At 58.1% G+C, this 26,277-nt stretch carries 22 protein-coding genes, 3 tRNA genes and 2 pseudogenes; 18 read left to right on the top strand and 9 right to left on the bottom strand.

Translation table 11 applies throughout. The features are described 5' to 3' along the window. Nucleotides 1-62: 62 nt before the first annotated feature. Nucleotides 63-233 carry a hypothetical protein gene (locus ACYZT1_RS09225; protein ID WP_462018657.1) on the bottom strand — a complete coding sequence of 57 codons (171 nt, stop codon included), beginning with the start codon at nt 231-233 and terminating at the stop codon, nt 63-65. 167 nt (nt 234-400) lie between these two features. Here ACYZT1_RS09225 and ACYZT1_RS09230 point away from each other — a divergent pair. The 3 genes and pseudogenes from ACYZT1_RS09230 (at nt 401) to ACYZT1_RS09240 (ending at nt 1,654) form a co-directional block, all read left to right on the top strand. Continuing rightward, a pseudogene (locus tag ACYZT1_RS09230) lies at nt 401-1,122 on the top strand (peptidase C39 family protein). A 92-nt stretch (nt 1,123-1,214) separates the two neighbouring features. Next, complete coding sequence (locus ACYZT1_RS09235; protein WP_462018658.1) at nt 1,215-1,421, top strand: DUF6021 family protein; 207 nt, start codon at nt 1,215-1,217, stop codon at nt 1,419-1,421. A gap of 17 nt (nt 1,422-1,438) precedes the next feature. Further along, on the top strand, nt 1,439-1,654 hold the full coding sequence (locus ACYZT1_RS09240; RefSeq protein ID WP_462018659.1) for a hypothetical protein: 216 nt from the start codon (nt 1,439-1,441) through the stop codon (nt 1,652-1,654). Nucleotides 1,655-1,708: 54 nt separating this feature from the next. Here the strand turns inward: ACYZT1_RS09240 and pbpG are convergent, their stop codons facing one another. Together pbpG and folD are read right to left on the bottom strand one after the other, a co-directional pair. Continuing rightward, on the bottom strand, nt 1,709-2,647 hold the full coding sequence (gene pbpG, locus ACYZT1_RS09245) for a D-alanyl-D-alanine endopeptidase (protein ID WP_462018660.1): 939 nt from the start codon (nt 2,645-2,647) through the stop codon (nt 1,709-1,711). Between the two features lie 234 nt (nt 2,648-2,881). Then, nucleotides 2,882-3,736, bottom strand: a complete 855-nt coding sequence (gene folD / locus ACYZT1_RS09250) for a bifunctional methylenetetrahydrofolate dehydrogenase/methenyltetrahydrofolate cyclohydrolase FolD (protein ID WP_462018661.1) — start codon at nt 3,734-3,736, stop codon at nt 2,882-2,884. Between the two features lie 279 nt (nt 3,737-4,015). On the opposite strand from folD, the gene ACYZT1_RS09255 reads away from it, so the two are divergent. The 11 genes from ACYZT1_RS09255 to ACYZT1_RS09305 all read left to right on the top strand — a co-directional run bounded on the left by ACYZT1_RS09255 (nt 4,016) and on the right by ACYZT1_RS09305 (nt 14,710). After that, nucleotides 4,016-4,092, top strand: a tRNA-Arg gene (locus ACYZT1_RS09255). 40 nt (nt 4,093-4,132) lie between these two features. Next, nucleotides 4,133-4,208, top strand: a tRNA-His gene (locus tag ACYZT1_RS09260). Between the two features lie 54 nt (nt 4,209-4,262). Next, nucleotides 4,263-4,347: transfer RNA gene (locus tag ACYZT1_RS09265), tRNA-Leu, on the top strand. Between the two features lie 420 nt (nt 4,348-4,767). Beyond that, complete coding sequence (tig, locus tag ACYZT1_RS09270) at nt 4,768-6,078, top strand: trigger factor (RefSeq protein WP_462018662.1); 1,311 nt, start codon at nt 4,768-4,770, stop codon at nt 6,076-6,078. A gap of 93 nt (nt 6,079-6,171) precedes the next feature. Then, nucleotides 6,172-6,807: an ATP-dependent Clp endopeptidase proteolytic subunit ClpP gene (gene clpP, locus ACYZT1_RS09275; RefSeq protein WP_028623746.1), complete on the top strand. Its 636-nt coding sequence runs from the start codon at nt 6,172-6,174 to the stop codon at nt 6,805-6,807. A gap of 109 nt (nt 6,808-6,916) precedes the next feature. Then, nucleotides 6,917-8,200, top strand: a complete 1,284-nt coding sequence (clpX, locus tag ACYZT1_RS09280) for an ATP-dependent Clp protease ATP-binding subunit ClpX (RefSeq protein ID WP_007946893.1) — start codon at nt 6,917-6,919, stop codon at nt 8,198-8,200. 161 nt (nt 8,201-8,361) lie between these two features. Then, entirely contained in the window at nt 8,362-10,758 is a 2,397-nt protein-coding gene (gene lon, locus ACYZT1_RS09285) for an endopeptidase La (protein ID WP_028623747.1), read from the top strand. Between the two features lie 147 nt (nt 10,759-10,905). Beyond that, nucleotides 10,906-11,178, top strand: a complete 273-nt coding sequence (locus ACYZT1_RS09290) for an HU family DNA-binding protein (RefSeq protein WP_002552737.1) — start codon at nt 10,906-10,908, stop codon at nt 11,176-11,178. A 233-nt stretch (nt 11,179-11,411) separates the two neighbouring features. Then, nucleotides 11,412-13,283 carry a SurA N-terminal domain-containing protein gene (locus ACYZT1_RS09295; protein ID WP_462018663.1) on the top strand — a complete coding sequence of 624 codons (1,872 nt, stop codon included), beginning with the start codon at nt 11,412-11,414 and terminating at the stop codon, nt 13,281-13,283. A gap of 223 nt (nt 13,284-13,506) precedes the next feature. Next, the gene (locus tag ACYZT1_RS09300; protein WP_462018664.1) at nt 13,507-14,373 is read left to right on the top strand and encodes a DUF2242 domain-containing protein; all 867 of its coding nucleotides are present in this window, start codon (nt 13,507-13,509) and stop codon (nt 14,371-14,373) included. Nucleotides 14,374-14,566: 193 nt separating this feature from the next. After that, on the top strand, nt 14,567-14,710 hold the full coding sequence (locus ACYZT1_RS09305) for a hypothetical protein (RefSeq protein WP_462018665.1): 144 nt from the start codon (nt 14,567-14,569) through the stop codon (nt 14,708-14,710). Nucleotides 14,711-14,713: 3 nt separating this feature from the next. Here the strand turns inward: ACYZT1_RS09305 and ACYZT1_RS09310 are convergent, their stop codons facing one another. Both ACYZT1_RS09310 and ACYZT1_RS09315 read right to left on the bottom strand, forming a co-directional pair. After that, on the bottom strand, nt 14,714-15,754 hold the full coding sequence (locus ACYZT1_RS09310; RefSeq protein ID WP_462018666.1) for an AraC family transcriptional regulator: 1,041 nt from the start codon (nt 15,752-15,754) through the stop codon (nt 14,714-14,716). Nucleotides 15,755-15,756: 2 nt separating this feature from the next. Then, entirely contained in the window at nt 15,757-16,887 is a 1,131-nt protein-coding gene (locus ACYZT1_RS09315) for a carbon-nitrogen hydrolase family protein (protein ID WP_462018667.1), read from the bottom strand. 207 nt (nt 16,888-17,094) lie between these two features. Between ACYZT1_RS09315 and ACYZT1_RS09320 the strand changes: the two genes are divergently transcribed. Together ACYZT1_RS09320 and ACYZT1_RS09325 are read left to right on the top strand one after the other, a co-directional pair. Next, the gene (locus ACYZT1_RS09320; RefSeq protein WP_462018668.1) at nt 17,095-19,134 is read left to right on the top strand and encodes an oxidoreductase; all 2,040 of its coding nucleotides are present in this window, start codon (nt 17,095-17,097) and stop codon (nt 19,132-19,134) included. 120 nt (nt 19,135-19,254) lie between these two features. After that, on the top strand, nt 19,255-20,184 hold the full coding sequence (locus ACYZT1_RS09325; RefSeq protein WP_462018669.1) for a 1-aminocyclopropane-1-carboxylate deaminase/D-cysteine desulfhydrase: 930 nt from the start codon (nt 19,255-19,257) through the stop codon (nt 20,182-20,184). 1 nt (nt 20,185) lies between these two features. On the opposite strand, the gene phnX is transcribed toward ACYZT1_RS09325, so the two are convergent. Beyond that, nucleotides 20,186-21,013 carry a phosphonoacetaldehyde hydrolase gene (gene phnX / locus ACYZT1_RS09330; protein ID WP_462018670.1) on the bottom strand — a complete coding sequence of 276 codons (828 nt, stop codon included), beginning with the start codon at nt 21,011-21,013 and terminating at the stop codon, nt 20,186-20,188. Nucleotides 21,014-21,091: 78 nt separating this feature from the next. Next, nucleotides 21,092-21,379 (bottom strand): annotated as a pseudogene (locus tag ACYZT1_RS09335) (2-aminoethylphosphonate--pyruvate transaminase); the annotation flags it as partial. 217 nt (nt 21,380-21,596) lie between these two features. On the opposite strand from ACYZT1_RS09335, the gene ACYZT1_RS09340 reads away from it, so the two are divergent. Next, a complete protein-coding gene (locus ACYZT1_RS09340) occupies nt 21,597-22,460 on the top strand; it encodes a LysR substrate-binding domain-containing protein (RefSeq protein WP_462018671.1) in 864 nt (287 codons plus the stop codon). A gap of 85 nt (nt 22,461-22,545) precedes the next feature. On the opposite strand, the gene ACYZT1_RS09345 is transcribed toward ACYZT1_RS09340, so the two are convergent. Then, nucleotides 22,546-23,856 carry a type VI secretion system Vgr family protein gene (locus ACYZT1_RS09345; RefSeq protein WP_462018672.1) on the bottom strand — a complete coding sequence of 437 codons (1,311 nt, stop codon included), beginning with the start codon at nt 23,854-23,856 and terminating at the stop codon, nt 22,546-22,548. Nucleotides 23,857-24,085: 229 nt separating this feature from the next. Between ACYZT1_RS09345 and ACYZT1_RS09350 the strand changes: the two genes are divergently transcribed. Further along, nucleotides 24,086-24,790: a YebC/PmpR family DNA-binding transcriptional regulator gene (locus ACYZT1_RS09350; RefSeq protein WP_462018673.1), complete on the top strand. Its 705-nt coding sequence runs from the start codon at nt 24,086-24,088 to the stop codon at nt 24,788-24,790. A 160-nt stretch (nt 24,791-24,950) separates the two neighbouring features. On the opposite strand, the gene ACYZT1_RS09355 is transcribed toward ACYZT1_RS09350, so the two are convergent. Further along, nucleotides 24,951-26,270: a leucine-rich repeat-containing protein kinase family protein gene (locus tag ACYZT1_RS09355; protein WP_462018674.1), complete on the bottom strand. Its 1,320-nt coding sequence runs from the start codon at nt 26,268-26,270 to the stop codon at nt 24,951-24,953. Nucleotides 26,271-26,277: the final 7 nt, after the last annotated feature.

Below are 26,277 nucleotides of genomic sequence, written 5' to 3' on the forward strand. Positions count from 1 at the left end.
CGGCCGCCTGGGCTCGAGAGAGTCCAGGCGGCCGTTTTTATTTGGGGCGTTGGAAGCGTCAGTCAGTGCGCGGCAGCGTGCCCGGCATCCGGTTTGTCGGTTTGCGCCGCAGGTGTCGCTTGAGCAGGGTGGTGATGGTGCCGGCGGGTGATACGCAGCACGCCCCACAACATGGCGCTGGCAACCGCCAGCCAGCCGGAAATCAACATCACAATGGTCATCGTCAGGCTCATCGGTGCCTCCTCTTCGCCCTGCAGCGGGCGCACACGCTTATCAATTGACAGTCTAGTCGCTGGTGTGTTTCAGGCTATTGACCAAAGGTCGCCGGGTACCAACCCGTTCGCACTATTGAATCCTTAGAACTGCCGGTAAAGGCTATACCGCTGCGGCGCCGCCCCCTATGATCGGAGCCAAAGCCGGGGACCTCAATGCCTGGCGTCTGAACAGAGAGTGATGATGGTATTTTCGCGAATCGCAATTGTGGCATGGGTGTTGGGCTGCCTCGCAGGGCTGTCGGGATGTGCGGGTAGTGTGGCGCCAGAATTGAAGCGGCTGCCGGAGCGGGTCGAGCTCAGCGGTACGTTTTATCGGGGGCAGGAATACCAGAGCGGGCCGCAGGTGCTGGCCAGTCTCTTGTCCCAACGCGGCATCGTGATCACCCCGGGTTTGCTGGAAAAGCCGCTGCGCTTACCCGGCGCCGAGGCGCAATTGCAGCAGAACATGCAAAATCTGGCGCGTGAGTACGGGATGGTCGTGTATCCCCTCGACAGTCAGCTATCCGCTCTGTTGACCCAGGTCGCTGCCGGTCATCCGGTCATGGTCCGTTTCACACAAGGCTCGTCATTCTGGTCGGAACCGCGTTATGCGATCCTGGCCGGATATGACCGTCAGAAGCAGACCGTGTTGCTGCGCGCCGCAATGAATCGCAGGGAATTAATGAGCTTTGCTGCCTTTGAGTCAGCCTTCCAGGACGCTGGGGGCTGGGCCGTACTGATCCAGAAACCCGAGCAGATTCCGGCGAATGTTGATCAACCCCGCTGGCTCAACGCGGCAAGTGATCTGGCTAGGGCGGGGCAGGAGTCTGCGGCCGCACGGGCAAAAAAAGCCCTGCTACCGCAATAAGCCCGTTCGTCATCTGTCTGGCACTGTCGGGCGCACTGCCTCTCCAAGCATTCAGACGCGGATGTTCCGGGTCAGATTTCCAGGAGGTGTACATGGCTGATTCCAAAACTCCCAAGGGTCCGCATTCGTCGGAGAATGCAACAGACGATGAGTTGGGTTTCGACCCGGATTCCCCCGACGTGTCAGATCCTGCGGTTGATCCCGTCGGGCCAGCGATCGCGCCTCTGGATAAAAAGCCGGAAGACGATACAAAGGCGCCAGCCAAGCCTTACGACCCGCTGGCCGATCTGAAACCTTGAGATTGAGTGAGGTGCGTATGTCAATTGATTCGAGTTTTGATGACAAGCGTCCGGAGACTGTACCTACGACACCTGAAGGTGATGTTGATCCGGTGATGGATCCGAACAGTCCGCTGCGGGATCCGTTGGCCAGACCGTTAGTTACACCCGGGGAGCATCCGATCGGTACGCGGGATCCGAGCGCCGGGGACGGGATTCCGGACGATGATCAAATGCCGCTTCCCAATGACTGATGCCGGATAACACAAAGCCCCGAATAATCGGGGCGTTTGTGTGGTGCGGTGCAATTACTTCGACGCTTCAACTACGCTTTTTTGCCGTTGATTGAGTTTCTTGTCCGATTTGTACTGCAACGCAACCGGGGGCACGTCCGCGCTTTTGCCTGTCTCGACCCAGCTACGAATGCGGCTGGCATCGGCAAAATGTGTGTATTTGCCGAAAGCATCGAGAATGACCATCGCAACCGGGCGGTTCGCCATCTTTGTGACCAGTACCAGACAATGGCCCGCGGCATTGGTAAAGCCGGTTTTGGTCAGCGAAATATCCCAGTTCGGCTTGTTCACCAGATGATCGGTGTTACGAAAACCCAGGGTGTAGTTGGGTTTGCGAAATGAAACGGTCTTCTCTTTAGTGGTGCTCAGCTCAGTCAGCAACGGATATTTGTGAGCGGCAATCAACAATTTGCTCAAGTCCCGGGCGGTGGAAACATTACGCGGGGACAGCCCCGTGGGCTCGACAAAGTGAGTGCTGGTCATGCCCAACGCCTTGGCCTTGGCATTCATGGCTGCAATAAACGCAACATAACCGCCCGGGTAGTGGTGGGCGAGGCTGGCGGCAGCACGGTTTTCCGAAGACATCAGTGCGATCAGCAGCATTTCCCGGCGCGGCAGCTCGCTCTTGAGCTTGACCCGAGAAAACACGCCCTTCATTTCCGGCGTGTCGCTGATGTTGATGGACAAGTACTCGTTCATGTTCTGACGAGCTTCCACCACGATCAACCCGGTCATCAACTTGCTGACGGAGGCGATCGGCACGACAACGTCAGGGTTGCTGGCATAAATGACTTTATTGGTTTGCAGATCGAGCAGCAAAGCGCTGCCGGAAGCGATCTTCAACTGCTTGCTGTCTCGAGGTGCCGATGTGGTTTCGGCGGCATTAACCGTTGGCGTGATGAACGTCCCTGTAAATGCGAAAAACAGACTCAGGATGGAAAGACGAATTTTCACGCTGGCAGACTCATAAAGTGTTGATAAGCCGTTTTGTAACGGACTGTTTCTCAAAAGCGCCACATTCTGAAGTATGGCTGAATAACTGTCGATGAATGTTCAATGTTCATCCAAAAGTCATTGAAAGCTACTGATTTACAGGAAAATCCGCCACGAGGCAGAACGTTGGTCAGGCAATAAAAAAACCCGCCGTTGGCGGGTTTATTTGAAATGCAGGAGAACGTCACAGCAGGATCAGCCGTGTAACGTTTCTGCCGCATACAAGGTGTTTTCCAACAGGCAGGCACGGGTCATCGGGCCAACGCCTCCAGGTACTGGCGTGATCCAGCCAGCGCGGGGCAGGGCGGTTTCGTAGATCACGTCACCGACCAGCTTGCCATCGTCCTGACGGTTGATGCCGACGTCGATCACGATCGCGCCTTCCTTGATCCACTCGCCTTTGACCAGGCCCGGTTTACCGGCAGCGACTACGACCAGATCGGCGCGGCCGACGTGGCCGGCAAGATCTTTGGTGAAGCGATGAGTGACGGTGACGGTGCAGCCTGCCAGCAGCAATTCCATCGCCATCGGGCGTCCGACGATATTGGAAGCGCCAACGACCACAGCGTCCATCCCGTAGAGATCGGCCCCGGTGCTTTCCAGCAAGGTCATGATGCCTTTCGGCGTGCATGGGCGCAGCAGCGGAATCCGTTGGGCCAGACGGCCCACGTTATAAGGGTGGAAACCGTCAACGTCTTTGTCCGGGCGAATGCGCTCAAGCAATCGGGAGGCATCGAGGTGTTCAGGCAGAGGCAGCTGAAGCAGGACGCCGTCGATTGCCGGGTCCTCGTTGAGCCGATCAATCAGATCGGTCAGTGCTTCCTGAGTGGTTTCGGAAGGCAGGTCGTAAGCTTGGGAAAGGAAGCCGACCTCTTCACAGTCTTTACGCTTGTGCGAGACATAAACCTGAGAGGCAGGATCGCTGCCGACCAGGATCACCGCAAGACCGGGAGTGCGCAGGCCTTGCTGGCGACGCTCGGCAACACGTTTGGCGATCTGCTGGCGCAGGCTGGCGGCGATCGATTTGCCGTCGATTAGTTGTGCAGTCATTGCGCGTGATTAACCATCGAGAGGGGAAAAAAAGAGAACGCATTCTCGCATGCCATGCGGTGAGGGCAAAGGCGCTTGGTCTGCAAATTCCCCTAACCCCTTTAATTAAATGAATTTTTTTTAAAAAAGAGTTGACGACCTGTGGGGCCGCCTATAACATTCGTCGCACTTGTCGGGCACAGCCTAGCACTGGTTAAGAAGGTCGAGCAGAGTTGACGTTTAATTCGGCGAGACTGAAAGCACTTAGTTTGTAATCGTCCAAGAATACAGATTAACAAGGCGCCCGTAGCTCAGCTGGATAGAGCATCCGCCTTCTAAGCGGATGGTCGCAGGTTCGAGTCCTGCCGGGTGCGCCATTAGGCAGCTTTGGCACAAGTAAGGCAGCACGGTACTATGGTGGGCGTAGCTCAGTTGGTAGAGCACGGGATTGTGACTCCCGTTGTCGAGGGTTCGATCCCCTTCGTCCACCCCATATTTAGAAAGGCGCCAGATTAACAGTCTGGCGCCTTTGCTTTAAAAGCTTGATGCGGATGTGGTGGAATTGGTAGACACACTGGATTTAGGTTCCAGCGCCGCAAGGTGTGAGAGTTCGAGTCTCTCCGTCCGCACCATTACAAACAGCTATTTAATAGCAGAGAACGGCGCAGCACCTGAAAAGGGCTGCGCCGTTTTTGTTTTATGAGTCGGAATTTCCAGGCGGCCGCCGGTATCGGGTCGAAAAGATGGATCGGTGAGTCGCAGATGTGTTTCTCGATGATGCTGATTTGTCCGTCGGTCCCCTTGCGGGATCGGCTGTCAGGGAGAGATTGCCGAAGTCTTCTATATATAGAAGGATGGATGCAGAGCCCTGGCTTGAAGGCTGTATTTGCTAACAGGGCGAGGCACAACCGTTTGTCCCCGCCTATAAATTGCCTGCTGCTTTTTTACCCGTTTTCAGTAGGGTGACTTCTTGAGTTTGACCCACTAGAATGCATGCCCTTGATTCTGGGGTCGGAAACGGCCGGCTAACGTCTGTGCAACGAGGAATATCCATGCAAGTTTCTGTTGAAAATACTTCTGCTCTTGAGCGCCGCATGAGCATCACCGTGCCGGCTGAGCGCATCGAGACTCAGGTCAACAAGCGTCTGCAGCAGACTGCACAAAAGGCCAAGATCGCGGGCTTCCGTCCAGGCAAGGTGCCAATGAGCGAAATCAAGCGCCGCTTCGGTGCTGATGCGCGTCAGGAAGCGGTTGGCGACGTGATCCAGTCTTCGTTCTACGAAGCTGTTGTCGAGCAGAAGCTGAACCCGGCTGGCGCTCCTTCCATCGAGCCAAAGTCGCTGGAAGCTGGCAAAGACCTGGAATACGTTGCAATTTTCGAAGTGTTCCCCGAGTTCACCGTTGCAGGTTTCGACGGTATTTCCGTCGAGCGCCTGAGCGCTGACGTGGCGGATGCCGATCTGGACAAAATGCTGGACGTGCTGCGCAAGCAGAACACCCGTTTTGAAGAGACTGATCGCGCCGCCCAGAACGAAGACCAGCTGAACATCGATTTCGTCGGCAAGGTCGACGGTGAAGTGTTCGCTGGCGGTTCCGCCAAGGGCACTCAGCTGGTGCTGGGCTCCGGTCGCATGATCCCGGGCTTCGAAGACGGTCTGGTTGGCGCTAAAGCCGGCGAAGAGCGTGTTCTGAACCTGACGTTCCCAGAGGACTATCAGAACCTCGACCTGGCCGGCAAAAATGCCGAGTTCACCGTTACCGTCAACACTGTTTCCGAGCCAAAGCTGCCTGAGCTGAACGAAGAATTCTTCGCCCAGTTCGGTATCAAGGAAACCGGTCTGGAGGGTTTCCGCGCCGAGGTTCGCAAGAACATGGAGCGTGAACTGCGTCAGGCGATCAAATCCAAGGTCAAGAATCAGGTAATGGATGGTCTGCTGGCCACCAACCCGATCGAAGTGCCCAAGGCTCTGCTGTCCAACGAAGTTGACCGTCTGCGCGTGCAGGCTGTCCAGCAGTTCGGTGGCAACATCAAGCCTGATCAGCTGCCGGCCGAGCTGTTCGAAGAGCAAGCCAAACGTCGCGTTGTGCTGGGTCTGATCGTGGCTGAAGTGGTCAAGCAATTCGACCTGAAGCCAGACGACGCCCGCGTTCGCGAAATGATCCAGGAAATGGCTTCGGCTTATCAGGAGCCAGAGCAAGTTGTGTCCTGGTACTACAAAAATGACCAGCAGTTGAACGAGGTTCGTTCGGTTGTGCTGGAAGAACAAGTTGTGGATACTGTTCTGCAGAAAGCTAGCGTGACCGACAAATCGGTCTCTTACGAAGAAGCAGTCAAGCCGGTAGAAGCTCCACAAGCCGACTGATCGTTTTTGCGGTAGGAAGCACACACCATAAGCCAGCCTTCGCGCTGGCTTATGCGTATTCAAGACATAACTATTTGGGAGTGACTGCAGAGCATGTTCCGTAATTCCTATATTCAGCAGAACTCTGATATCCAGGCCGCTGGCGGCCTGGTCCCGATGGTTGTCGAGCAGTCTGCTCGTGGCGAGCGCGCCTATGACATCTACTCGCGCCTTCTCAAGGAGCGGGTTATTTTTCTGGTTGGTCCGGTAGAGGACTACATGGCTAACCTGATCTGTGCGCAACTGCTGTTCCTTGAAGCGGAAAACCCGGACAAGGACATCCATCTCTATATCAACTCCCCGGGCGGTTCGGTGACGGCGGGCATGTCGATCTACGACACCATGCAGTTCATCAAACCCAACGTCTCGACCACCTGCATCGGTCAAGCGTGCAGCATGGGCGCGTTTCTTTTGACCGCCGGTGCCACTGGCAAGCGCTACTGCCTGCCGAATTCTCGCGTAATGATTCACCAGCCATTGGGCGGTTTCCAGGGCCAGGCTTCGGACATCGAAATCCATGCCAAGGAAATCCTCTTCATTCGTGAGCGTCTCAATACGCTCATGGCCAAACATAGCGGGCACACGCTCGAAGAAATCGAGCGTGATACCAATCGCGACAACTTCATGAGTGCAGAAGCCGCGCGTGAGTACGGCTTGATCGATGAAGTGATCACCCAGCGCCCAGCTTAAACCCAGCTCAAAATAGGCCTGGTCGGCTGGTCTGACCACCGGCGGGCTTGAAAAAGCCCGCAAGAGCCTTCATCTTGTGTTGCAAGCCTATCGGATTTGGATCGAACGAATGACTGACACCCGCAACGGCGAGGACAACGGCAAGCTGCTCTATTGCTCCTTCTGTGGCAAAAGCCAGCATGAAGTGCGTAAGTTGATTGCCGGCCCCTCGGTCTTTATTTGCGACGAGTGCGTCGACCTGTGCAATGACATCATCCGTGAGGAGGTGCAGGAAGCCCAGGCCGAGAGCAGCGCGCATAAATTGCCTTCGCCCAAAGAAATCAGCGGCATCCTCGATCAGTATGTGATTGGTCAGGAGCGTGCGAAGAAGGTTCTGGCCGTAGCGGTATACAACCACTACAAACGCCTGAACCAGCGTGACAAGAAAAACGACGACGTTGAGCTCGGCAAGAGCAACATCTTGCTGATCGGCCCGACAGGCTCGGGTAAGACTCTGCTGGCCGAAACACTGGCCCGCTTGCTGAACGTTCCGTTCACCATCGCCGATGCAACCACCCTCACCGAGGCGGGTTACGTAGGTGAAGATGTTGAGAACATCATTCAGAAGCTGCTGCAGAAGTGCGATTACGATGTCGAAAAGGCCCAGATGGGCATTGTCTACATCGATGAGATCGACAAGATCTCGCGCAAGTCTGACAACCCTTCGATTACCCGGGACGTTTCCGGCGAAGGCGTGCAGCAGGCATTGCTCAAGTTGATCGAAGGCACGGTCGCTTCCGTTCCGCCTCAAGGCGGTCGCAAGCATCCGCAGCAGGAATTCCTGCAGGTCGACACTCGTAACATTTTGTTCATCTGCGGCGGCGCGTTCTCTGGTCTGGAAAAGGTGATTCAAAACCGTTCCACCAAGGGCGGCATCGGTTTCAACGCAGAAGTGCGCAGCAAGGAAGAAGGCAAGAAAGTGGGTGAATCCTTGCGTGAAGTCGAGCCTGACGATCTGGTCAAGTTTGGTCTGATCCCGGAATTCGTCGGCCGTCTGCCAGTGCTTGCAACGCTGGACGAGCTGGATGAGGCTGCGTTGATGCAGATCCTTACCGAGCCGAAAAATGCTTTGACCAAACAGTATGCCAAGCTGTTCGAGATGGAAGGCGTAGACCTGGAATTCCGGGCCGACGCACTCAAATCGGTCGCCAAACGTGCTCTGGAACGTAAAACCGGTGCTCGAGGACTGCGATCGATTCTCGAAGGTGTATTGCTCGACACCATGTACGAAATTCCCTCGCAATCCGAGGTGAGTAAAGTGGTGATCGATGAAAGCGTTATAGAAGGCAAGTCCAAGCCACTGTATATCTACGAAAACAGTGAGCCGGCTGCCAAGGCTGCGCCGGACGCCTAAGCGTCACGCAGCTGTAATAAAGAAGGGGCCTTCGGGCCCCTTTGCTTTTTGCCCTTTTTAACACCGTGTTTGCGCTTGTTTTTTTTGTAGGCAGCCCCCATCTTGGTTTCAAGCTTACTTCCATCTGTTTACGGCCTTATGGCCGCCGTAGAGGCGAAATCATGAAGACAACCATCGAATTGCCTCTCCTGCCATTGCGCGATGTCGTGGTTTATCCGCACATGGTTATCCCGCTGTTCGTGGGGCGCGAGAAATCCATCGAAGCCCTCGAGGCAGCGATGACGGGCGACAAGCAGATTCTCCTGATTGCTCAGAGAAACCCTGCCGACGACGATCCCGGTGAAGACGCGCTTTATCGCGTAGGTACGATTGCCACTGTCCTGCAGCTGCTCAAGCTGCCGGACGGCACGGTCAAGGTTCTGGTTGAGGGCGAACAGCGGGGCGCTGTCGAACGCTTCAGCGAAGTGGATGGTCATTGCCGCGCAGAAGTCTCCCTGATCGATGAAGTCGACGCGCCGGAGCGCGAGTCGGAAGTGTTCGTGCGCAGCCTGCTGTCGCAGTTCGAACAATACGTGCAGTTGGGCAAGAAAGTCCCGGCTGAAGTTCTGTCGTCGCTCAACAGCATCGACGAGCCGGGGCGTCTGGTCGACACCATGGCTGCGCACATGGCGTTGAAGATCGAGCAAAAGCAGGAAATTCTCGAAATCATCGATTTGTCCGCCCGGGTCGAGCATGTTCTGGCGTTGCTGGATGGCGAAATCGATCTGCTGCAAGTCGAAAAACGCATTCGCGGTCGTGTGAAAAAACAGATGGAGCGCAGTCAGCGCGAGTACTACCTGAATGAGCAGATGAAGGCCATTCAGAAAGAACTTGGGGACAGCGACGAAGGCCATAACGAAATCGAAGAGCTGAAAAAGCGCATCGATGCCGCTGGTCTGCCGAAAGACGCTCTGGCCAAGGCCCAGGGCGAGTTGAACAAGCTCAAGCAAATGTCGCCGATGTCTGCGGAAGCGACGGTGGTGCGTTCCTACATCGACTGGCTGGTGCAGGTGCCGTGGAAGGCGCAGAGCAAAGTGCGTCTGGACCTTGCCCGCGCCGAAGATATCCTTGATGCCGACCATTACGGCCTCGAAGAAGTCAAAGAGCGGATCCTCGAATACCTCGCCGTGCAAAAACGCGTGAAGAAGATTCGTGGGCCGGTGTTGTGCCTGGTGGGTCCTCCAGGTGTGGGTAAAACTTCGCTGGCGGAATCGATTGCTCACGCTACCAACCGCAAATTCGTGCGCATGGCCCTGGGTGGTGTACGTGACGAAGCGGAAATTCGTGGCCATCGCCGGACTTACATCGGGTCGATGCCAGGAAGATTGATTCAAAAGATGACCAAAGTGGGCGTCCGCAACCCGCTGTTCCTGCTCGATGAAATCGACAAAATGGGCAGCGACATGCGTGGCGATCCGGCGTCGGCGTTGCTGGAAGTGCTCGATCCAGAGCAGAACCACAACTTCAACGATCATTACCTCGAGGTCGATTACGATCTGTCCGACGTGATGTTCCTCTGCACGTCGAACTCGATGAACATTCCGCCGGCGTTGCTGGACCGCATGGAAGTGATTCGCCTGCCGGGTTACACCGAAGACGAGAAGATCAACATCGCTGTCAAATATCTTTCGCCGAAGCAGATTACCGCTAACGGCCTGAAGAAGGGCGAGCTGGAGTTCGACGCCGAAGCTATCCGCGACATCATCCGTTACTACACCCGCGAAGCCGGCGTGCGCGGGCTGGAGCGCCAGATTGCCAAGGTCTGCCGCAAGGCGGTCAAAGAGCACGCACTGGAAAAACGCTTCTCGGTGAAAGTCACTGCTGACATGCTGGAACACTTCCTTGGCGTGCGTAAATTCCGTTACGGCCTGGCTGAATCCCAGGACCAGATCGGCCAAGTCACGGGCCTTGCATGGACTCAGGTCGGTGGCGAATTGCTGACCATCGAAGCGGCGGTGGTGCCGGGCAAAGGTCAGTTGATCAAAACCGGTTCCCTCGGTGACGTGATGGTCGAATCCATCACCGCGGCACTTACCGTGGTGCGTAGCCGGGCGAAAAGTCTGGGCATCCCTCTGGACTTCCATGAGAAGCGCGACACGCATATCCACATGCCGGAAGGGGCAACCCCGAAGGACGGCCCTAGCGCCGGTGTGGGCATGTGCACGGCACTGGTGTCGGCACTGACCGGCATCCCGGTGCGCGCCGATGTCGCCATGACCGGCGAAATCACGCTGCGTGGGCAGGTCCTCGCGATTGGCGGTCTGAAAGAGAAACTGCTCGCGGCTCACCGTGGCGGGATCAAGACCGTGATCATTCCGGAGGAGAACGTGCGCGATTTGAAGGAAATTCCTGACAACATCAAGCAGGATCTTCAGATCAAACCGGTTAAATGGATTGACGAAGTCCTGCAAATTGCGCTGCAATACGCGCCGGAGCCCTTGCCTGATGTGGCTCCGGAGATCGTCGCAAAGGATGAAAAACGCGAGTCTGACTCTAAGGAAAGAATTAGCACGCATTAATACGCATTTGCCTGAGGGGTTTGTTGACAGCTTTTTAGAGCCCTTGTTATAAAGCGGCTCTTAAGTGTCTGTAGGCCATTCAGCACTCGTTTTTGCTTTCACCAAAAAACTTAGAATCATACTCAAATAGATATAAGGGGACTTAGAGTGAACAAGTCGGAACTGATTGATGCTATCGCTGCATCCGCTGATATCCCGAAAGCTGCTGCTGGCCGTGCGCTGGACGCTGTAATCGAATCCGTCACTGGCGCTCTGAAGGCCGGTGATTCTGTTGTTCTGGTCGGTTTCGGTACTTTCTCCGTGACTGATCGTCCAGCTCGCATCGGTCGTAACCCACAGACCGGTAAGACTCTGGAAATCGCAGCTGCCAAAAAACCAGGCTTCAAAGCCGGTAAAGCACTGAAAGAAGCTGTCAACTAAGTCAGATTCAGGTTTTTGCCTATCCGGGTCGGGGTCATGCCTGACCTGGCAGCGGAGCGGTAGTCCAGTCGGCGAGTCGCCGGTCCGAGACACCGGAGGTCGCACGTTCGACCCCTTGGTCCGCTCCGCCAGTTACGAGAAGGCGCATCCTCGGATGCGCCTTTCTTCTATCCGGATTCTACCCACGCTCCACGGTTGCCTAATTTTGAAGTTCAACCGTTTCTGGGGGACGCATGCTGCAGAATATCAGGGACAATTCACAAGGCTGGATTGCCAAAACCATCATCGGGATCATCGTTGTCTTGATGGCATTCACCGGTGTAGAGGCCATTTTTCAGGCCACGACCAACAGCCAGAACGCGGCTGAAGTCAATGGTGACGAAATCACCCAGGGCGAGCTGAGCCAGGCGGTTGACATGCAACGCCGTCAACTCATGCAGCAGCTGGGCAAGGATTTCGATGCTTCTTTGCTTGATGAAAAAATGTTGCGCGATTCGGCTCTCAAAGGCTTGATCGATCGCAAACTGTTGCTGCAAGGCGCAGAAGAATCGAAGTTCGCATTTTCCGAAGCAGCGCTGGATCAGGTGATCCTGCAGACTCCGGAATTTCAGGTGGACGGCAAGTTCAGCGCCGAGCGGTTTGACCAGGTGATTCGTCAGCTGGGTTACAGCCGCATGCAATTCCGCCAGATGCTCACTCAGGAAATGCTCATCGGGCAGCTGCGCGCAGGTCTGGCTGGCAGCGGATTTGTCACCGACGCTCAGGTTCTGGCTTTCGCCCGTCTGGAAAAACAGACTCGCGATTTCGCCTCTCTGAACGTCAAGGCTGACCCCGCGGCGGTTAAAGTGACCGACGAAGAGGTCAAGGCCTACTACGACGAGCACGCGAAAGAATTCATGACGCCGGATCAGGTCATCATTGACTACATCGAGCTGAAGAAGTCTTCCTTCTTTGATCAGGTGACGGTCAAGGACGAAGACCTGCAAGCGGCGTACCAGAAAGAAATTACAAACCTCGCGGAGCAACGCCGGGCCGCTCACATTCTGATCGAAGTGAACGACAAAGTGACTGAGGCGCAAGCCAGGGCCAGGATCGAAGATGTCCAGGCGCGTCTGGAGAAAGGCGAGAAGTTCGAGGCACTGGCCAAGGAGTTCTCCCAGGATCCAGGTTCGGCTACCAATGGCGGCGATCTGGGTTATGCCGGTCCGGGCGTCTACGATCCAGCGTTTGAAACCGCGCTGTATGGGTTGGCCAAGGATCAGGTGTCTGCGCCGGTTCGTACCGATTTCGGCTTCCACTTGATCAAGTTGTTGGGCGTGGAAGCGCCTGAAGTGCCAACGTTGGCCAGCCTGAAAGACAAGCTGACCCGCGAGCTGAAGACCCAGCAGGTCGAGCAGCATTTCGTGGAGGCGACCAAGCAACTGGAAGACTCCTCGTTCGAAGCGTCTGACCTGGCTCAGCCGGCACAAGACCTCAAGTTGACCGTGCACACGTCCAAGCCTTTCGGCCGTGAAGGTGGCGAAGGCGTGACGGCGAACCGTGCCGTGGTAACAGCTGCGTTCAGCCCGGAAGTGTTGGATGAAGGTGCGAACAGCACCGCGCTCGAACTCGATCCGGAAACCGTGATCGTGTTGCGCGCCAAAGAGCACCTCAAGCCTGCGCAACTGCCGCTGGAAAACGTGTCTGCAGCCATTCGTGATCAATTGGTCAAGGAGCACGCCAGCGCTGCCGCCAAGACCAAGGCCGACGAGTTGATCGCCAGCCTGCGCGAGGGCAAAACCCCGCTGGACAAGGCAATCGATGGTCAGGGCTGGAAAGTGACCGCCGCTGCGACTCGTGTACAGGAAGGCGTTGACCCGGCTGTGCTGCAAGCGCTGTTCCGTATGCCGAAACCGGCGGCACAAGACAAGCCGACGTTTAGCAGCGTGACGCTTGCCGATGGCAGCCTGGTGATTGTTCGCCTCAACAGCGTAAATGAAGCCACTGCACCGTCGGAAGCAGAGAAGGATCAATACCGTCGCTTCCTTGCTTCGCGCATCGGCCAGCAAGACTTTGCGGCTTTCCGCAAGCAGCTGGAAAGCGAGGCGAAGATCGAACGTTTCTGATGTTTCTTGCTCCGCCTGTTACACAAAAACCCCGGTCTGAGCGCCGGGGTTTTTATACGCGCAGGAAATGTTGGGACATCCGGCGATTCGGAAGCTTCCCGCCGACTTTTTTCGGGAAATCGCAGTCATTAATCTGGTAACTGTTTCAAGACACTAATGGGTGCGACGCTAAGCAACGATCTGTTGCACAATACGCCCCGAACCGTTTTCCTCAGGATGTTCAATGTTTAAATCAATTCCCATGCGGGTTCTCGGGCTGGCGATGATGCTGGCCGCTGCGGCCGGTTGCTCGTCGAAGAAAGCCGAGATCTATGAGCATGAGAACTTCGATGACTCCGGTACCTTCTCGCGCAATTACCCCGTGACCGACGCGCAAACCTGCGAAGCGGCCCGTCGGGCGTTGCTCAGTCAGGGCTACATCATCACCAGCAGCGATCCGAAGCTTGTCAGCGGCCATAAAAGCTTTCAGCAGACCGGCGAGACTCATATGGAGATCAGCTTCAACGTGGTCTGCGCCGATGATGGCAGCGAAGGGCATCACGCCACGGTGTTCGCCAACGCTTTGCAGGATCGCTATGCACTGAAGAAGACCAACAATTCCGCCAGCCTTGGCGTTGGCGTATTGGGCTCGGTGTCGATGCCTATCGGCTCGTCCGATGATTCGATGGTCAAGGTCGCCAGCGAAACAGTTTCATCGGCCAGGTTCTACGAGCGCTTTTTTGCCCTCGTCGAGCTGTTCCTGCCGCCAGAAGCGAAAAAAGCGGCGCACATTACCGAGAAGCCTAAAACCGAGCTAGGCATGCCGGAAGTGCCGGCCGCTCCGGCAGCGCTGGTGCCCGCGCCGACGCCGGCTCCTGCTCCGGCCGCTTCCCCCGCGCCAGCACCTTTGGTCGAACCAGTGACCGCGCCGGTCACACAGCCTGAGGCTAGCCCGACGCCATCGGCTTCTGAGCCATTTGCTCCGCCCGCAGAAACAGCGCCGATTACACCTAACGAAACCTACGAGCCTGCGTCGTCGGAAACCATCACGCCGCCCCCGCAATCCGACCTGCCGCCACCGTCAGAACCGATCTCGACGATGCCTCAGTAAGCGGTTGCTGCATGCCGGGATCGGCTTGTAACGATCCCGGATAAGCTTGCCTTGTTGATTTGCGTCAATCCCGGCGGTGATTCCACCGCCGCCGCGAAAAAATCCTGTGATAAATCCCTGACTGCCTGCTACGTTTTATCCAGTAGCAGCGAAGTGTCGTGCCCACGTCATTTTTCTTTCACGCGGGCACTTTATGCTCATTTTACAGGTCATTGATTCAGGCATTTTTTTCAAGCGTGGAGAATTGGATATGGACGATTATCAAGAAGAGTTGCTGGAGTTTCAGGCGTTTGAACTGGACCCGCTCGAGCCTGCTGAAGACGCTACCGAGCTGTAGGAATCAGGCGGTCTGACGATGGCTTCGGCGAAATTCGCCGGGCGTCTGTCCGCTCCAGCGTTTAAAAGCACGCTGGAAGGCTTCGGCCGATGCGAAGCCTAACAGGTAAGCGATTTCCCCGAAGGCCAGTTCGGTGTCGCGAATATAAGTCATGGCCAGGTCGCGACGGGTGTCGTTGAGAATCGCACGGAACTGCGTGCCTTCTTCGGCGAGTTTGCGACGCAAGGTCCAGGTGGGCAGCTTCAGGCGTGCCGCCACTTCTTCCAGGTCGGGTTCCCGGCCGCCATTGAGTAACGGCCCCACTAGCTGAGTGATGCGTTCGCGCAAGCTACGGGTGCGTGTCAATTGCTCCAGTTCCCGTTCACACAATTGCAGCAAGTGGCGCCACGTACTGGGGCAGTGCACTGGATTTCGCAGGGCGAGGCTGGCCAGGCTCAAGCGCAGTTGATTTTGTTCCGCGCCGAACTGAATCGGGCAGGCGCCAAGCGCTGCGTAGGCGTCCACGTAAATGGGCTGTTCGAATTCGATCTCGATGCGCTCGGCCTGCAGTACAGTAGCGCTGACGCTGGACAATTGCTGCAACCATCCTGCGATGATCGAATCCACCACGAAGCGGTTATAGGTGTTGTAGGGGCTGATGGAGTAAAAGCGCAGCCAAGCCCCTTGGCTGTCCTCGTGAAAACTCGATTGCCCCCGATAGTTGGAGCCATACAATGCTTCGAAACGGATCAGGCAGCGCGCCGCTTCCCTCACGGTCGGTGCCTGGGCGGCGGTGACGCCGGCAAGACCCGCCTGGCTCAAACGGCTCAAACGGCCCATGCGCAAGCCCAGTGCCGGGTCCGCCGTGAGTTGAATGGCGCCGTGACCCAGACGCATGTAGCGCGGAATCGATAACCGCGCTCCCGCTTCGCTGAGTCGCGCGGTGTCCAGGCCATATTGTTCGAGCAAGGGCTGGGGGTCGACGCCATGGCTGCGCATGGCGTCGACGAGGCTATGGACGAAACCCACCGACAGATCCCCAAGGCGCATCGGCATGGGCTTCATGCTTACAGCCAGATATTCAACAAGCGCGCGCCACGGCGGTCGCCGTCCGCGAAGTGCTGCCCGTTGCTGCTGAGGAAGCTCTGGCCGGCGCTCGCCTGGTCCCAGAACTGACCGCGCAGGAACACGCTCATGCCGGCAATGGCCTGACTGCTGGGCGGCTGCGCAGTCAGTGTCAGGCGATGCCAGGCCTGGCCTTCGCTGAGTTCGCCGGGCTTGAGGCTGACGGAGCCCGGTGTCGACAGGCCTTTGTAACCGCGCCAAGGTTTTTCCCAGGTACCGCGTCCGCTAAGGAACGCCGGGACCGCAATCAGCTGCGCGCCCTGACTGTCGAGTGTGCGGTAATTGGCCGGGTACCAGCTGTCGCTGCCGATCATCACGCCCAGTCGCCCGGCCGGGGTGTCGACGACATTGAGCGTGTGCTCGCCATTGGCCTTGATGACTTCGTGTTCAGCGAAGATCGGATGCATCTGGCGCTGCGGCTGGCCGATCGGCAGCCCGTCGCGGCCGAATACCACGCTGCTGTTATAGAGCGGACCGCCACCGGTTTTCAGCGTGCCGTCGATGACCCTGGGCTCGGGCAGGACAATGGAGCCTGCGACCAGGGTTACACGAAATTCCTTCGCCAGGCCACCGAACAGCGCCTGGTAATCCTGCGCCATGCGTTTGGCCTTCATGCGCAGATGAGCGTCATCCAGACGATTTTCGCCCTCGGCACTGATCAATGCACGCGCGAACTGCAACGGGTTGCTGACGGCCAGCCAATTCATGGCTTCCTTGATGGTCGCAGCCTGATACAACTCGTCTTTCTCACCGCTGACCATCAACCAGGTGCCGATGTGTTCCGGCAGGACGACGATGGTTTTTTCGTTCAACAAGCCCTGTTGCCGAGCTTTCTGCAGATAAGCCGCGAGCTTGCGATGCAGGCGCTCGGGGCTCTGATAGTCGGTGGGAAACAGTTCGGGCTGGATGCCCAGCAGGTTGCCGCGATCGGCGGGCGTGCCCTGATCGACGGCGAGGTCGATGCGCAGGTCCGACAGGTAATGACCCGCCGGGCGATCCGCGGCCCACATTGCGTAGGTCGTCAGGGCGGCAATCAATGCCATGGAAAAGGTCAGGTACAAAAGTTTGCGCATGGGAAAACAGTCGACAGCCGTGTACAGGATTCGCTGCTAGGGTAGGGCGCATCCCGGCGCTTGCCAAGCGCCGTTGCGCATTTGGATCAATAAGTTGTCAGTTTCGGTCATTGAGCGGCAGCCGTTGTGCTCATAATCTGTAACACATGACAGAGGGGCGCCGCAGAGCCCCCACATTTTCCGTGATCGCTCGTTGTGGAGTTACCGATGGCCGCCGCTCATTACCCGCACCTGTTGGCCCCGCTCGACCTGGGTTTCACCACACTGCGCAACCGTACCCTGATGGGTTCGATGCACACCGGTCTTGAAGAAAAGCCCGGCGGTTTTGAACGCATGGCTGCGTATTTTGCCGAACGCGCACGCGGCGGCGTCGGCCTGATGGTGACGGGTGGGATTGGCCCGAACGACGAAGGCGGCGTGTACGCCGGCGCCGCCAAACTGACCACCGACGAAGAAGCGCTCAAGCATCAAATCGTCACGCGCGCGGTGCACGAGGCGGGCGGCAAGATCTGCATGCAAATTCTGCACGCCGGGCGTTATGCCTACAGCCCGAAGCAAGTCGCGCCAAGCGCCATCCAGGCACCGATCAACCCGTTCAAGCCCAAAGAACTGGACGAGGAAGGCATCGAAAAGCAGATCAGTGATTTCGTGACGTGCGCGACCCTGGCGCAAAAAGCCGAGTACGACGGCGTCGAAATCATGGGCTCCGAAGGTTATTTCATTAACCAGTTCCTCGCGGCTCACACCAACCACCGTACCGACCGCTGGGGCGGCAGCTACGAAAACCGCATGCGCCTGCCGGTAGAGATCGTGCGCCGTGTGCGTGAAGCCGTGGGCCCGAACTTCATTATTATTTTCCGCCTGTCGATGCTCGATCTGGTTGAAGGTGGCAGTACCTGGGACGAAATCGTCACGCTGGCCAAAGCCATCGAGCAGGCCGGTGCGACCATCATCAACACCGGCATCGGCTGGCACGAAGCGCGGATCCCGACCATCGCCACCAAAGTACCGCGGGCAGCGTTCAGTAAAGTGACGGCGAAGTTGCGGGGTTCGGTGAGTATTCCGTTGATCACCACCAACCGTATCAATACCCCGGAAGTTGCCGAGCAGATTCTTGCCGAGGGTGATGCCGACATGGTCTCCATGGCGCGGCCGTTCCTCGCCGATGCGGATTTCGTCAACAAGGCCGCTGCCGGTCGTGCCGATGAAATCAATACCTGCATCGGCTGTAATCAGGCGTGCCTTGATCACACGTTTGGCGGCAAGTTGACCAGTTGCCTGGTCAATCCGCGGGCGTGCCATGAGACCGAACTCAATTACCTGCCGGTGCAGCAGATCAAGAAAATCGCCGTGGTCGGCGCCGGTCCTGCCGGGCTTGCCGCTGCGACCGTGGCGGCCGGGCGCGGCCATCAAGTGACATTGTTCGATTCTGCCAGCGAGATCGGCGGCCAGTTCAACATCGCCAAGCGCGTGCCGGGCAAGGAAGAGTTTTTCGAAACCCTGCGCTATTTCAATCGCAAACTGCAGACTACCCATGTCGAGGTGTGCCTGAACACGCGCGTCGATGTGGCGCAGCTGGTTGCCGGCGGTTATGACGAGATCATTCTGGCCACGGGCATCGCGCCAAGGACCCCGGCCATTCCGGGCGTTGAGCATGCCAAGGTACTGAGCTATCTCGACGTCATCCTCGAGCGTAAACCGGTGGGCAAACGGGTCGCGGTGATTGGTGCCGGTGGCATCGGTTTCGACGTCTCGGAATTTCTGGTTCACCAAGGGCTGGCCACCAGTCTTGACCGGGCGGCATTCTGGAAAGAGTGGGGCATTGATACCCGCCTTGAGGCCCGTGGCGGTGTAGCCGGGATCGAGGCCGAACCGCATGCGCCGGCGCGGGAAGTGTTTTTGCTGCAGCGCAAGAAAACCAAGGTCGGTGACGGCTTGGGCAAAACCACAGGCTGGATCCACCGCACCGGGCTGAAGAACAAACGAGTGCAGATGCTGAACAGCGTCGAATACCTGAACATCGACGATGAAGGTTTGCACATCCGCATTGGCGAAACCGGCGAGCCGCAAGTGCTGCCAGTGGACAACATTGTGATCTGCGCCGGTCAGGATCCGCTGCGCGAGCTGCTTGATGGTCTGATTGCAGCGGGGCAGCATGTGCATTTGATTGGCGGCGCGGATGTCGCGGCAGAGCTGGATGCGAAGCGCGCGATCAATCAGGGATCGCGGCTGGCTGCGCAACTCTGATCCCACGTAAACCCTGTACCAGCTGACGCAGCTGCGCCCCGAGCCGGACGCCGCCTTCGGCAGCTGCTACAGGAATGTGCACGCTGGTAGAATTCGTTATTTGCAGAATGCGCAGCGCCGATGCTTTTCTCATCTGACTGGTTTCCCCAGGCCCCCCTCCAAGCGCTTCACCTCGATTGGCTCACCCGATCAGGCATCGAAGTGGCCGTCCTGCGCCTGGACCGGATCGACCCGCTGATCAGCGGCAACAAGTGGTTCAAACTCATCGAGCACCTCAAAGCCGCTGACCTGGCCGGGGCCGAAGGCATCATCAGTCTGGGCGGCGCTCACTCCAATCATCTTCATGCATTGGCGGCGGCGGGCAACCGTTTCGGGTTCACCACCGTGGGTTTACTCCGTGGGCATCCACAGGTAACGCCCACCGTGCAGGACTTGCAGGCGTTCGGGATGCAGCTGCACTGGCTGGGTTATGGCGGTTATCGTGCGCGGCATGAATCCGGATTCTGGACGCCATGGCTGGCGCAATATCCCGACCTGCATCCCGTGCCGGAAGGTGGCGGTGGTCTGGCCGGTGCCCGTGGCTGCATGCAACTGAGGACGATGGTTGGCGAGCAGTTAAACGTGTTGGGCTGGGACGATTATGACGGCTGGTGGCTGGCGTGCGGGACGGGCACGACGCTGGCGGGGCTGGTGCTCGCGGAGGCGGGGGAACATCCGGTTTTTGGGGCGTTGGCCGTGCCGGGTGATCATGGTGTTGCGCAGTGTGTCGATGCGATTGTGCGAGAGGCGGGCCTCCAGGCATCGGCCTATGAGTTGCTGGATGCCAGCCGAGGTGGCTTTGCCAAAGTGGATCAACCGTTGCTCGAATTCATCGAGCAGGCTGAACGGACCAGTGGTGTTGCGCTAGAGCCGCTGTATACCGGCAAAGCGCTTTTGGCCCTAAGGCAGCAAATCGAAGTTGGCAGGTTCGCACCGGGCACGCGGCTGATCTTTATTCACACCGGTGGCTTGCAGGGCCGTCGGGGTTTTAGCCTACCGGGAAGGCAATGAATCAGCAGCTTTGCGGCATCTCGCCTTTGGCCAATCGCCGATTGATGTCGGCAATCACTTCCGGCAGATCGGTGATGGTGTCGATCATGTAATGCGCACGTGAATCTTCGAACAGCGCGTGAATGCGTTTGCGCTCGCTGGCCAGTTCGTCGCGGTCGAGTGCGCGATAGTCTTGGTAATTCAGGCCCAGCGCGTTGCCTGAGCAGATCAGCGCCACGGTCCACATGCCGGCGCGGCGACCTTCGAGAATGCCAGGCACGGTGTCGTCGATTTTCACGCAGGCCGCGACATCGTCGATGCCCAGGGCAATCACGTTGGCCAACGCCTGAGCCGGCCATGGACGGCCGTTGGGCACTTCGTCGGTGGCCACAACGTGGTCAGCGATGTAACCGTTGGTGGCGGCCAGTTTCACCACTTTATCCATCACCTGTTTCGGGTAACCGGAGCAGGAGCCGATCTTGATGCCTTGTTGACGCAGGTGGGCGATGGTCTCCAGCGCACCGGGGATCAGCGCTGAGTGCTCGGCGATTTTCTCGATCTGCAAGGGCATGAAGCGCTGATAAATGGCGGTGACGTCCTCGTCGGTCGGCGTGCGGCCGCAGGCTTTGCGATAGCGTTCGGCGACTTGCGGCTGATCGCACAGCGTGCGGATGTGATCCCACTTGCCCATGCCCATCGGCGCGCGAGCTTCTTCGATGGAAACCTGAACGTCGAACTCAGCGAACGCCTCGACGAAAATCTGCGTCGGTGCGAAAGAACCGAAATCGACCACGGTGCCGGCCCAGTCGAGGATCGCGGCCTGGAGTTTGGTTGGGTTTGCGTAGTTCATGGCCGAAAAAATTCCTCTATTGATCAATGGGGATTTCTACAGATTGCGGTGAATCAAATGTCCAGTACTTCCATCTCGGATGATCGGCGCCTGGATCGCAGCGGGCAGGAAGCTGCGAATGCCCAGTTTGGCCATGTCATCGAGCAACACTTTGCAGTTGGCGGCATAACGCTGATGACGCACCTGCAAACCGCCCTCTTCGTTGTATTGCAGCAGCGCTTCGTGCAGCGCGGCGACCACGTGAGCCGGCGGGGTGAAGCGTCATTGCCCGGTTTTCATCAGGTAGGTGTGCTGGTCGAAAAGGTCCATCGCCAGCGAATGCGAGTTTCCCGCGGCGTTGGCCAGCGATTCTTTGCGAGCAAAGAGATTGACGCGGTCATCCCATGAACCCCGGTCGACCATCATCGCCTGCCGGGTGCGGGCCGAAGTGGTCAACGGGCCAGGGGTCAGCAGGATCGGTTCGGCGGTACTCATTGTGGTGTCCTTGCAATCGATGGGATGAAGCTACGGGGCTTAAATTGCAATTTGCCGAGCTATCAATCAAATTGTTTGTTGTTATGCCAGCCATCAGTGAGAGTTATTCATGAACCTGTTCCAGTTGCGCGCTTTCGACGCCGTGGCGCGCGAAGGCAGCTTTACCCGGGCGGCAGCGCGGCTGTTCATCAGTCAGCCTGCGGTGACCGGGCACATCAAGGCGCTGGAGGAGCATTACCAGATCACCTTGCTGCGGCGTACCGCGCGTCGGGTCGAGCTAACGGAGGAAGGCACCAAACTGGCAGCCGTAACCCGGGCGATGTTCGGCCTCGCTGAAGAGGCGCAGGTGATGCTCGAGGCCAATCGGCAGTTGCTCACCGGACGTCTGGAAGTGGCGGCGGACGGGCCGCACATGGTCATGCCCATGTTGGCTGATTTACGCGCGCGCTATCCGGGAATTACTGTGAATTTGCGTCTGGGCAATGCTCAGGAAACCCTCGCGGTGTTGTTGTCCGAGCATGCCGATGTGGCGGTTCTGACTGAAGTGGAGCCGCGCAAGGGGCTGCATTTACAGGCGTTGGGCGAGTCGCGAATTTGCGCGCTGGTGCCGGACGGTCATCCCTGGTCGCAGAAATCCAAGGGCGTGCAACTCAAGGAACTGGACCAGGTGATCATGGTGTTGCGAGAACCGGGCTCGATCACCCGGCGCACGTTTGATGAGGCGTGCGCCCAGGCCAGGGTCAACCCGCGGGTGTTGCTCGAACTGGACAGTCGGGAAGCGGTGACAGAAGCGGTTGCCGCGGACCTGGGCGTGGGTGTGGTGTCGTCGCTGGAGGTCAGTCATGACCCGCGGGTGGTGGCGGTGCCGATTATCGGTGACGGATTGGTCAATCGGCACATGATGGGGTGTATGGAACGGCGGCGGGATTTGCGTCTGATTCAGGCTTTTTTTGAGTTGGCGCCCGGTAGCTAAACCGCGTCGGGGCCTTCGCGGGCACGGTTCATCCGGACATGTGTCCGGGCAAATTTGCCGCAGCGGCGGGCAAGGCCGACAAGGGCTAGCGGTTGATCAGCCAGTCGAGCAGCAGACGGTCATCACCGCCCGGCCGCCGTACGGTGGGCGGCGGTGCGCTTGCCATGGCGCACAACACCGGGCGGTCGGGATCGCTGTCGAGGAAACTGACGAGCACCGCGGCGCCGCCGACGGGAAGTCTGGCAGGTTCAATGTTGTCCATTTGCGCGGCGAGGATGACGGGCAGCCACACACCGCAGGATTCGTCGCCATCGCACGACCCTGCGGGCCACAATTTGACGGCGATCCGTCCGCGCTCATCCACACGGGCAGGCTGGCCGATGGGGCCCAACACGCGTGCGGGCTGATAGCCTGGGATAGTGGGCCTTTGTTGAGTCAACGGCGGTCGAAACTCAGTTGACCAGGGAATGGCGGTGAACCTGTTTTTGTACGCCATGGCGGCCACGGTGGTGTTCTCGGCCAACAACGTTGGTCGTTGTCCCTGATGCCGCACCTCGGTCAGCAGCCACTGATCATTGAAGTTCGCCATCGAATGTTCCGATACCTGCACAATGCGACCGCTGCGCATTTCACTGTGCTCGCTGTGCCCCTGGATTTGCCGGTGCCCACAGCGCAGGCGCTCGAGCGTCCGTCGGCTCACCTGCGCTCCATGAGGATAATGAGGGGCTGGGCTGGTCCTCAGGGGCGCAGCAATATGGCGCTGAAACAGTTCGTTGATCACAGGGAGGTTGGCTGGGGCATTGGCGCAAAACGCTATCAGCAGCGGTTCCTGGGGAAAACTCAGGCTGTCATCGGCAAAGACCAGCACATGCCCGTCTCGCTGATGTTCGAAGTGATAGTGGATGCCTTCTTCTTCGCACAGCCGTTGCAGAAACGCCAAATCACTTTCATCAAACTGAATGCAAAATGGCCGAAGCGGATAGCGCGCCGCCGGTAGCTCAAAGCGATAGCTGCGGGCGGGCAGGGCATTTTCCTGCAGCAATTGGCGCAGAATCGCCGGCACATCGAGTTGATGAAAGACCCGACGGTTGAGCGTCCCGTCGAGGTGTTGAAGGTGAGGCACCAGCACCAGCCTGTAGCTGTCCCGGTGCTGATCGCGATGTTCGCGGGTGGCGCTTTGTACCATCCCGTGGATGACCGAATCACTTTCCAGGCACAGATACGCCGGCTGGTGCATTAGCTGTTCAAGGCCCAGGGTCGAGGCCAGACCCTCCACCTGAATCTCGAATCGATAAGGCTGGTTGAGCTTTTCCTGGCCGCTGAACTGCAGCACCTGCAGGCTCAGATCAGCTTCCGGCAGGATCAGGGTGTAAGGACTTTCCTTGTCATTTTGCATGGAACACGCTTCTGCCATGGGGACCGGCGCTGAGGTTACGAAACCATGGGCCTTTTGGGTCACCTTGAACCCACATTTCAGAATTGCCCTACACGCCAGGGTGAATAAGTCGATTAGGCAGGCCAGTGAAGTGAACGAATTTTTGGTCGATTGCCAACTTTAGGCCGTATAAACTTGCGCAAAGCGTCGGCCAATAGATGTCTCGGCGCCACAGACAAGAGAATGAGTAATGGGCGCACAGTGGAAGGTTAAACACAAAGAGGCGGCATCCAACGCCAAAGGGAAAATCTTCGGCAAACTGGTGAAGGAACTCACCATCGCCGCGCGCAACGGTGCTGACACCGCCACCAACGCCCACCTGCGTCTGGTGGTCGAGCAGGCGAAAAAAGCCTCGATGCCGCGTGAAACCCTGGAACGTGCGATCAAGAAAGGCTCGGGCCAACTCGGCGAAACCGTGCAATACCACCGCGTCACTTATGAGGGTTTCGCACCGCATCAGGTGCCGCTGATCGTCGAGTGCGTGACCGATAACATTAACCGCACCGTCGCCGAAATCCGCGTCGCGTTCCGCAAGGGTCAGCTTGGCGCGTCTGGCTCGGTGGCTTGGGACTTCGACCATGTCGGCATGATCGAAGCGTCGCCGGACAGCCCGGATACCGATCCGGAAATGGCGGCGATCGAAGCAGGCGCGCAGGATTTCGAACCGGCTGAAGATGGCGCGACGCTGTTCATCACCGAAGCGGCTGACCTCGACGCCGTGCAGAAAGCCTTGCCCGAGCAGGGTTTCACGGTGTTGTCGGCGAAGCTGGGTTACAAGCCGAAGAACCCGGTCAGTGGTCTGAGTGACGAGCAAATGGCTGAAGTCGAGGCGTTCCTCGAAGGCCTTGATAACCATGATGATGTGCAAGATATGTTCGTCGGCCTGGCAGGCTGAGACTCACTGAGTCTGTGGCGAGGTGGCTGTTTTGTGGCAAGGGGGCTTGCCCCCGTTGGGTTGCGAAGCGACCCCAAAAGCGACGGGGGCAAGCCCCCTCACCACAGGCAAGCCCCCTCGCCACAGGTACACCCTTCGCCACAGATTTTGTGTCCGCCTGTTAATGAGCGAACGCAGCCAACTTGCGCAGGAGCTCCCCGAATCCCGGCCGCGCCAGTACATCGGGATCACAGCAACGTTGCTGCAACGCCTCCAATCGAACACGCGCTTCATCGCTCAACCCCGAATCAATCCGCTCCAGCAATTCGCCTAACAGAACCCCGAATGCGCGTACTTCGATGCGCTGCAAGGCACGGCTTTCCAGGCTGTCTGTGGTGGCATGGAAAGACGCCGCGCCGAAGTCCCCGAGCAGGCAATCACCGCGCTCGTTGCACATGATGTTGTGGGCATACAGATCGCCGTGGGTGATGCCCTGCCGGTGCAGGTGCTCGGCCACCGAGGCGATACCGGTGGCGATGCGCAACGCCGCCTCTGCAGTGAAACGCGCGTCGCTGACGTAAATGTCCCGAGTACACGACGCCAGGCTCGGCTGTCCGGCGAGATTGCAGAAGCTCGGTTCGATCAACTCCATCACCAGGCCTGACTGCGCCTCGGGATGCCCGCCGATGCGGCCTTCAACGCGGATCAGATGGGCATGCAGTCCGGCAGTGATGCAGGCATTCATTTCGTGTAGCGGTGAGCCGTCGCTGGTCATCTCGCCCTTGTACAGTTTGACCGCAACCTCAGTGGCGGGTTGATCTGGCCGTTGCCATGCCGCCCGGTAGATAACCCCCGAGGCGCCTTCGCCCAATTGCACTTGAAGGCTCAGCGTTGACCAGGCAATAACGGGCGTCGCGTCGAGCGCAGCGGCGTCCGCTTCGGTTTCCAGCGGATTCCCGGCGTAAGCCAGCCAGCTCAGGCTCGGTAGCGTCAGCAGCCATTGCGGCAGTTCGGCAAGACGGTTGGCGGCGACGCGAATCAGTTCCAGCCGATGGCACTGACGGAGTGTTTCAGGCAGACGCTGCAGGCGATTACCCGAGAGCATGAGTTTTTGCAGATGCGGTCGTTCGCCCAGCTCGCTCGGCAATTCGCTGATGTGGTTATCGGTCAGGATCAGCCACTGCAACAATGCCGGCAGTGAATCGCCCGGCACGGTTTCGATTTTGTTGGCCTTGAAGCCGACCATGGTCAGCGCCGCGCATTGACCGAGGCACGCCGGCAGTTCAGTGAACAGGTTGTCCGAGCAGAAAAGCACGCGCAGACGCGTCAGGCGATGCAAGTCGTGGGGCAGGCTGCTCAAAGCGTTGCCGCTGAGGTTGAGCACTTCGAGGGAATCGGCCAGAGCGAAAATTTCCTGGGGAAACTCCGTCAGACCGCAAGACAGGTCCAGGCGAGTAATGCCCGACAATTGGCCGGCGCGCAGTTGGGCGAGGGTGTGCATGAACGGA

The organism is Pseudomonas sp. PB3P13 (genome assembly GCF_054897735.1).

Excerpts from the sequence above, each read along its gene's own strand:
- ACYZT1_RS09225 (WP_462018657.1), bottom strand. The coding sequence starts at position 233 with ATGAGCCTGACGATGACCATTGTGATGTTGATTTCCGGCTGGCTGGCG.
- ACYZT1_RS09235 (WP_462018658.1), top strand. The coding sequence starts at position 1,215 with ATGGCTGATTCCAAAACTCCCAAGGGTCCGCATTCGTCGGAGAATGCA.
- ACYZT1_RS09240 (WP_462018659.1), top strand. The coding sequence starts at position 1,439 with ATGTCAATTGATTCGAGTTTTGATGACAAGCGTCCGGAGACTGTACCT.
- folD (WP_462018661.1), bottom strand. The coding sequence starts at position 3,736 with ATGACTGCACAACTAATCGACGGCAAATCGATCGCCGCCAGCCTGCGC.
- tig (WP_462018662.1), top strand. The coding sequence starts at position 4,768 with ATGCAAGTTTCTGTTGAAAATACTTCTGCTCTTGAGCGCCGCATGAGC.
- clpP (WP_028623746.1), top strand. The coding sequence starts at position 6,172 with ATGTTCCGTAATTCCTATATTCAGCAGAACTCTGATATCCAGGCCGCT.
- clpX (WP_007946893.1), top strand. The coding sequence starts at position 6,917 with ATGACTGACACCCGCAACGGCGAGGACAACGGCAAGCTGCTCTATTGC.
- lon (WP_028623747.1), top strand. The coding sequence starts at position 8,362 with ATGAAGACAACCATCGAATTGCCTCTCCTGCCATTGCGCGATGTCGTG.
- ACYZT1_RS09295 (WP_462018663.1), top strand. The coding sequence starts at position 11,412 with ATGCTGCAGAATATCAGGGACAATTCACAAGGCTGGATTGCCAAAACC.
- ACYZT1_RS09300 (WP_462018664.1), top strand. The coding sequence starts at position 13,507 with ATGTTTAAATCAATTCCCATGCGGGTTCTCGGGCTGGCGATGATGCTG.
- ACYZT1_RS09305 (WP_462018665.1), top strand. The coding sequence starts at position 14,567 with ATGCTCATTTTACAGGTCATTGATTCAGGCATTTTTTTCAAGCGTGGA.
- ACYZT1_RS09310 (WP_462018666.1), bottom strand. The coding sequence starts at position 15,754 with ATGAAGCCCATGCCGATGCGCCTTGGGGATCTGTCGGTGGGTTTCGTC.
- ACYZT1_RS09315 (WP_462018667.1), bottom strand. The coding sequence starts at position 16,887 with ATGCGCAAACTTTTGTACCTGACCTTTTCCATGGCATTGATTGCCGCC.
- ACYZT1_RS09320 (WP_462018668.1), top strand. The coding sequence starts at position 17,095 with ATGGCCGCCGCTCATTACCCGCACCTGTTGGCCCCGCTCGACCTGGGT.
- ACYZT1_RS09325 (WP_462018669.1), top strand. The coding sequence starts at position 19,255 with ATGCTTTTCTCATCTGACTGGTTTCCCCAGGCCCCCCTCCAAGCGCTT.
- phnX (WP_462018670.1), bottom strand. The coding sequence starts at position 21,013 with ATGAACTACGCAAACCCAACCAAACTCCAGGCCGCGATCCTCGACTGG.
- ACYZT1_RS09340 (WP_462018671.1), top strand. The coding sequence starts at position 21,597 with ATGAACCTGTTCCAGTTGCGCGCTTTCGACGCCGTGGCGCGCGAAGGC.
- ACYZT1_RS09345 (WP_462018672.1), bottom strand. The coding sequence starts at position 23,856 with ATGCAAAATGACAAGGAAAGTCCTTACACCCTGATCCTGCCGGAAGCT.
- ACYZT1_RS09350 (WP_462018673.1), top strand. The coding sequence starts at position 24,086 with ATGGGCGCACAGTGGAAGGTTAAACACAAAGAGGCGGCATCCAACGCC.
- ACYZT1_RS09355 (WP_462018674.1), bottom strand. The coding sequence starts at position 26,270 with ATGCACACCCTCGCCCAACTGCGCGCCGGCCAATTGTCGGGCATTACT.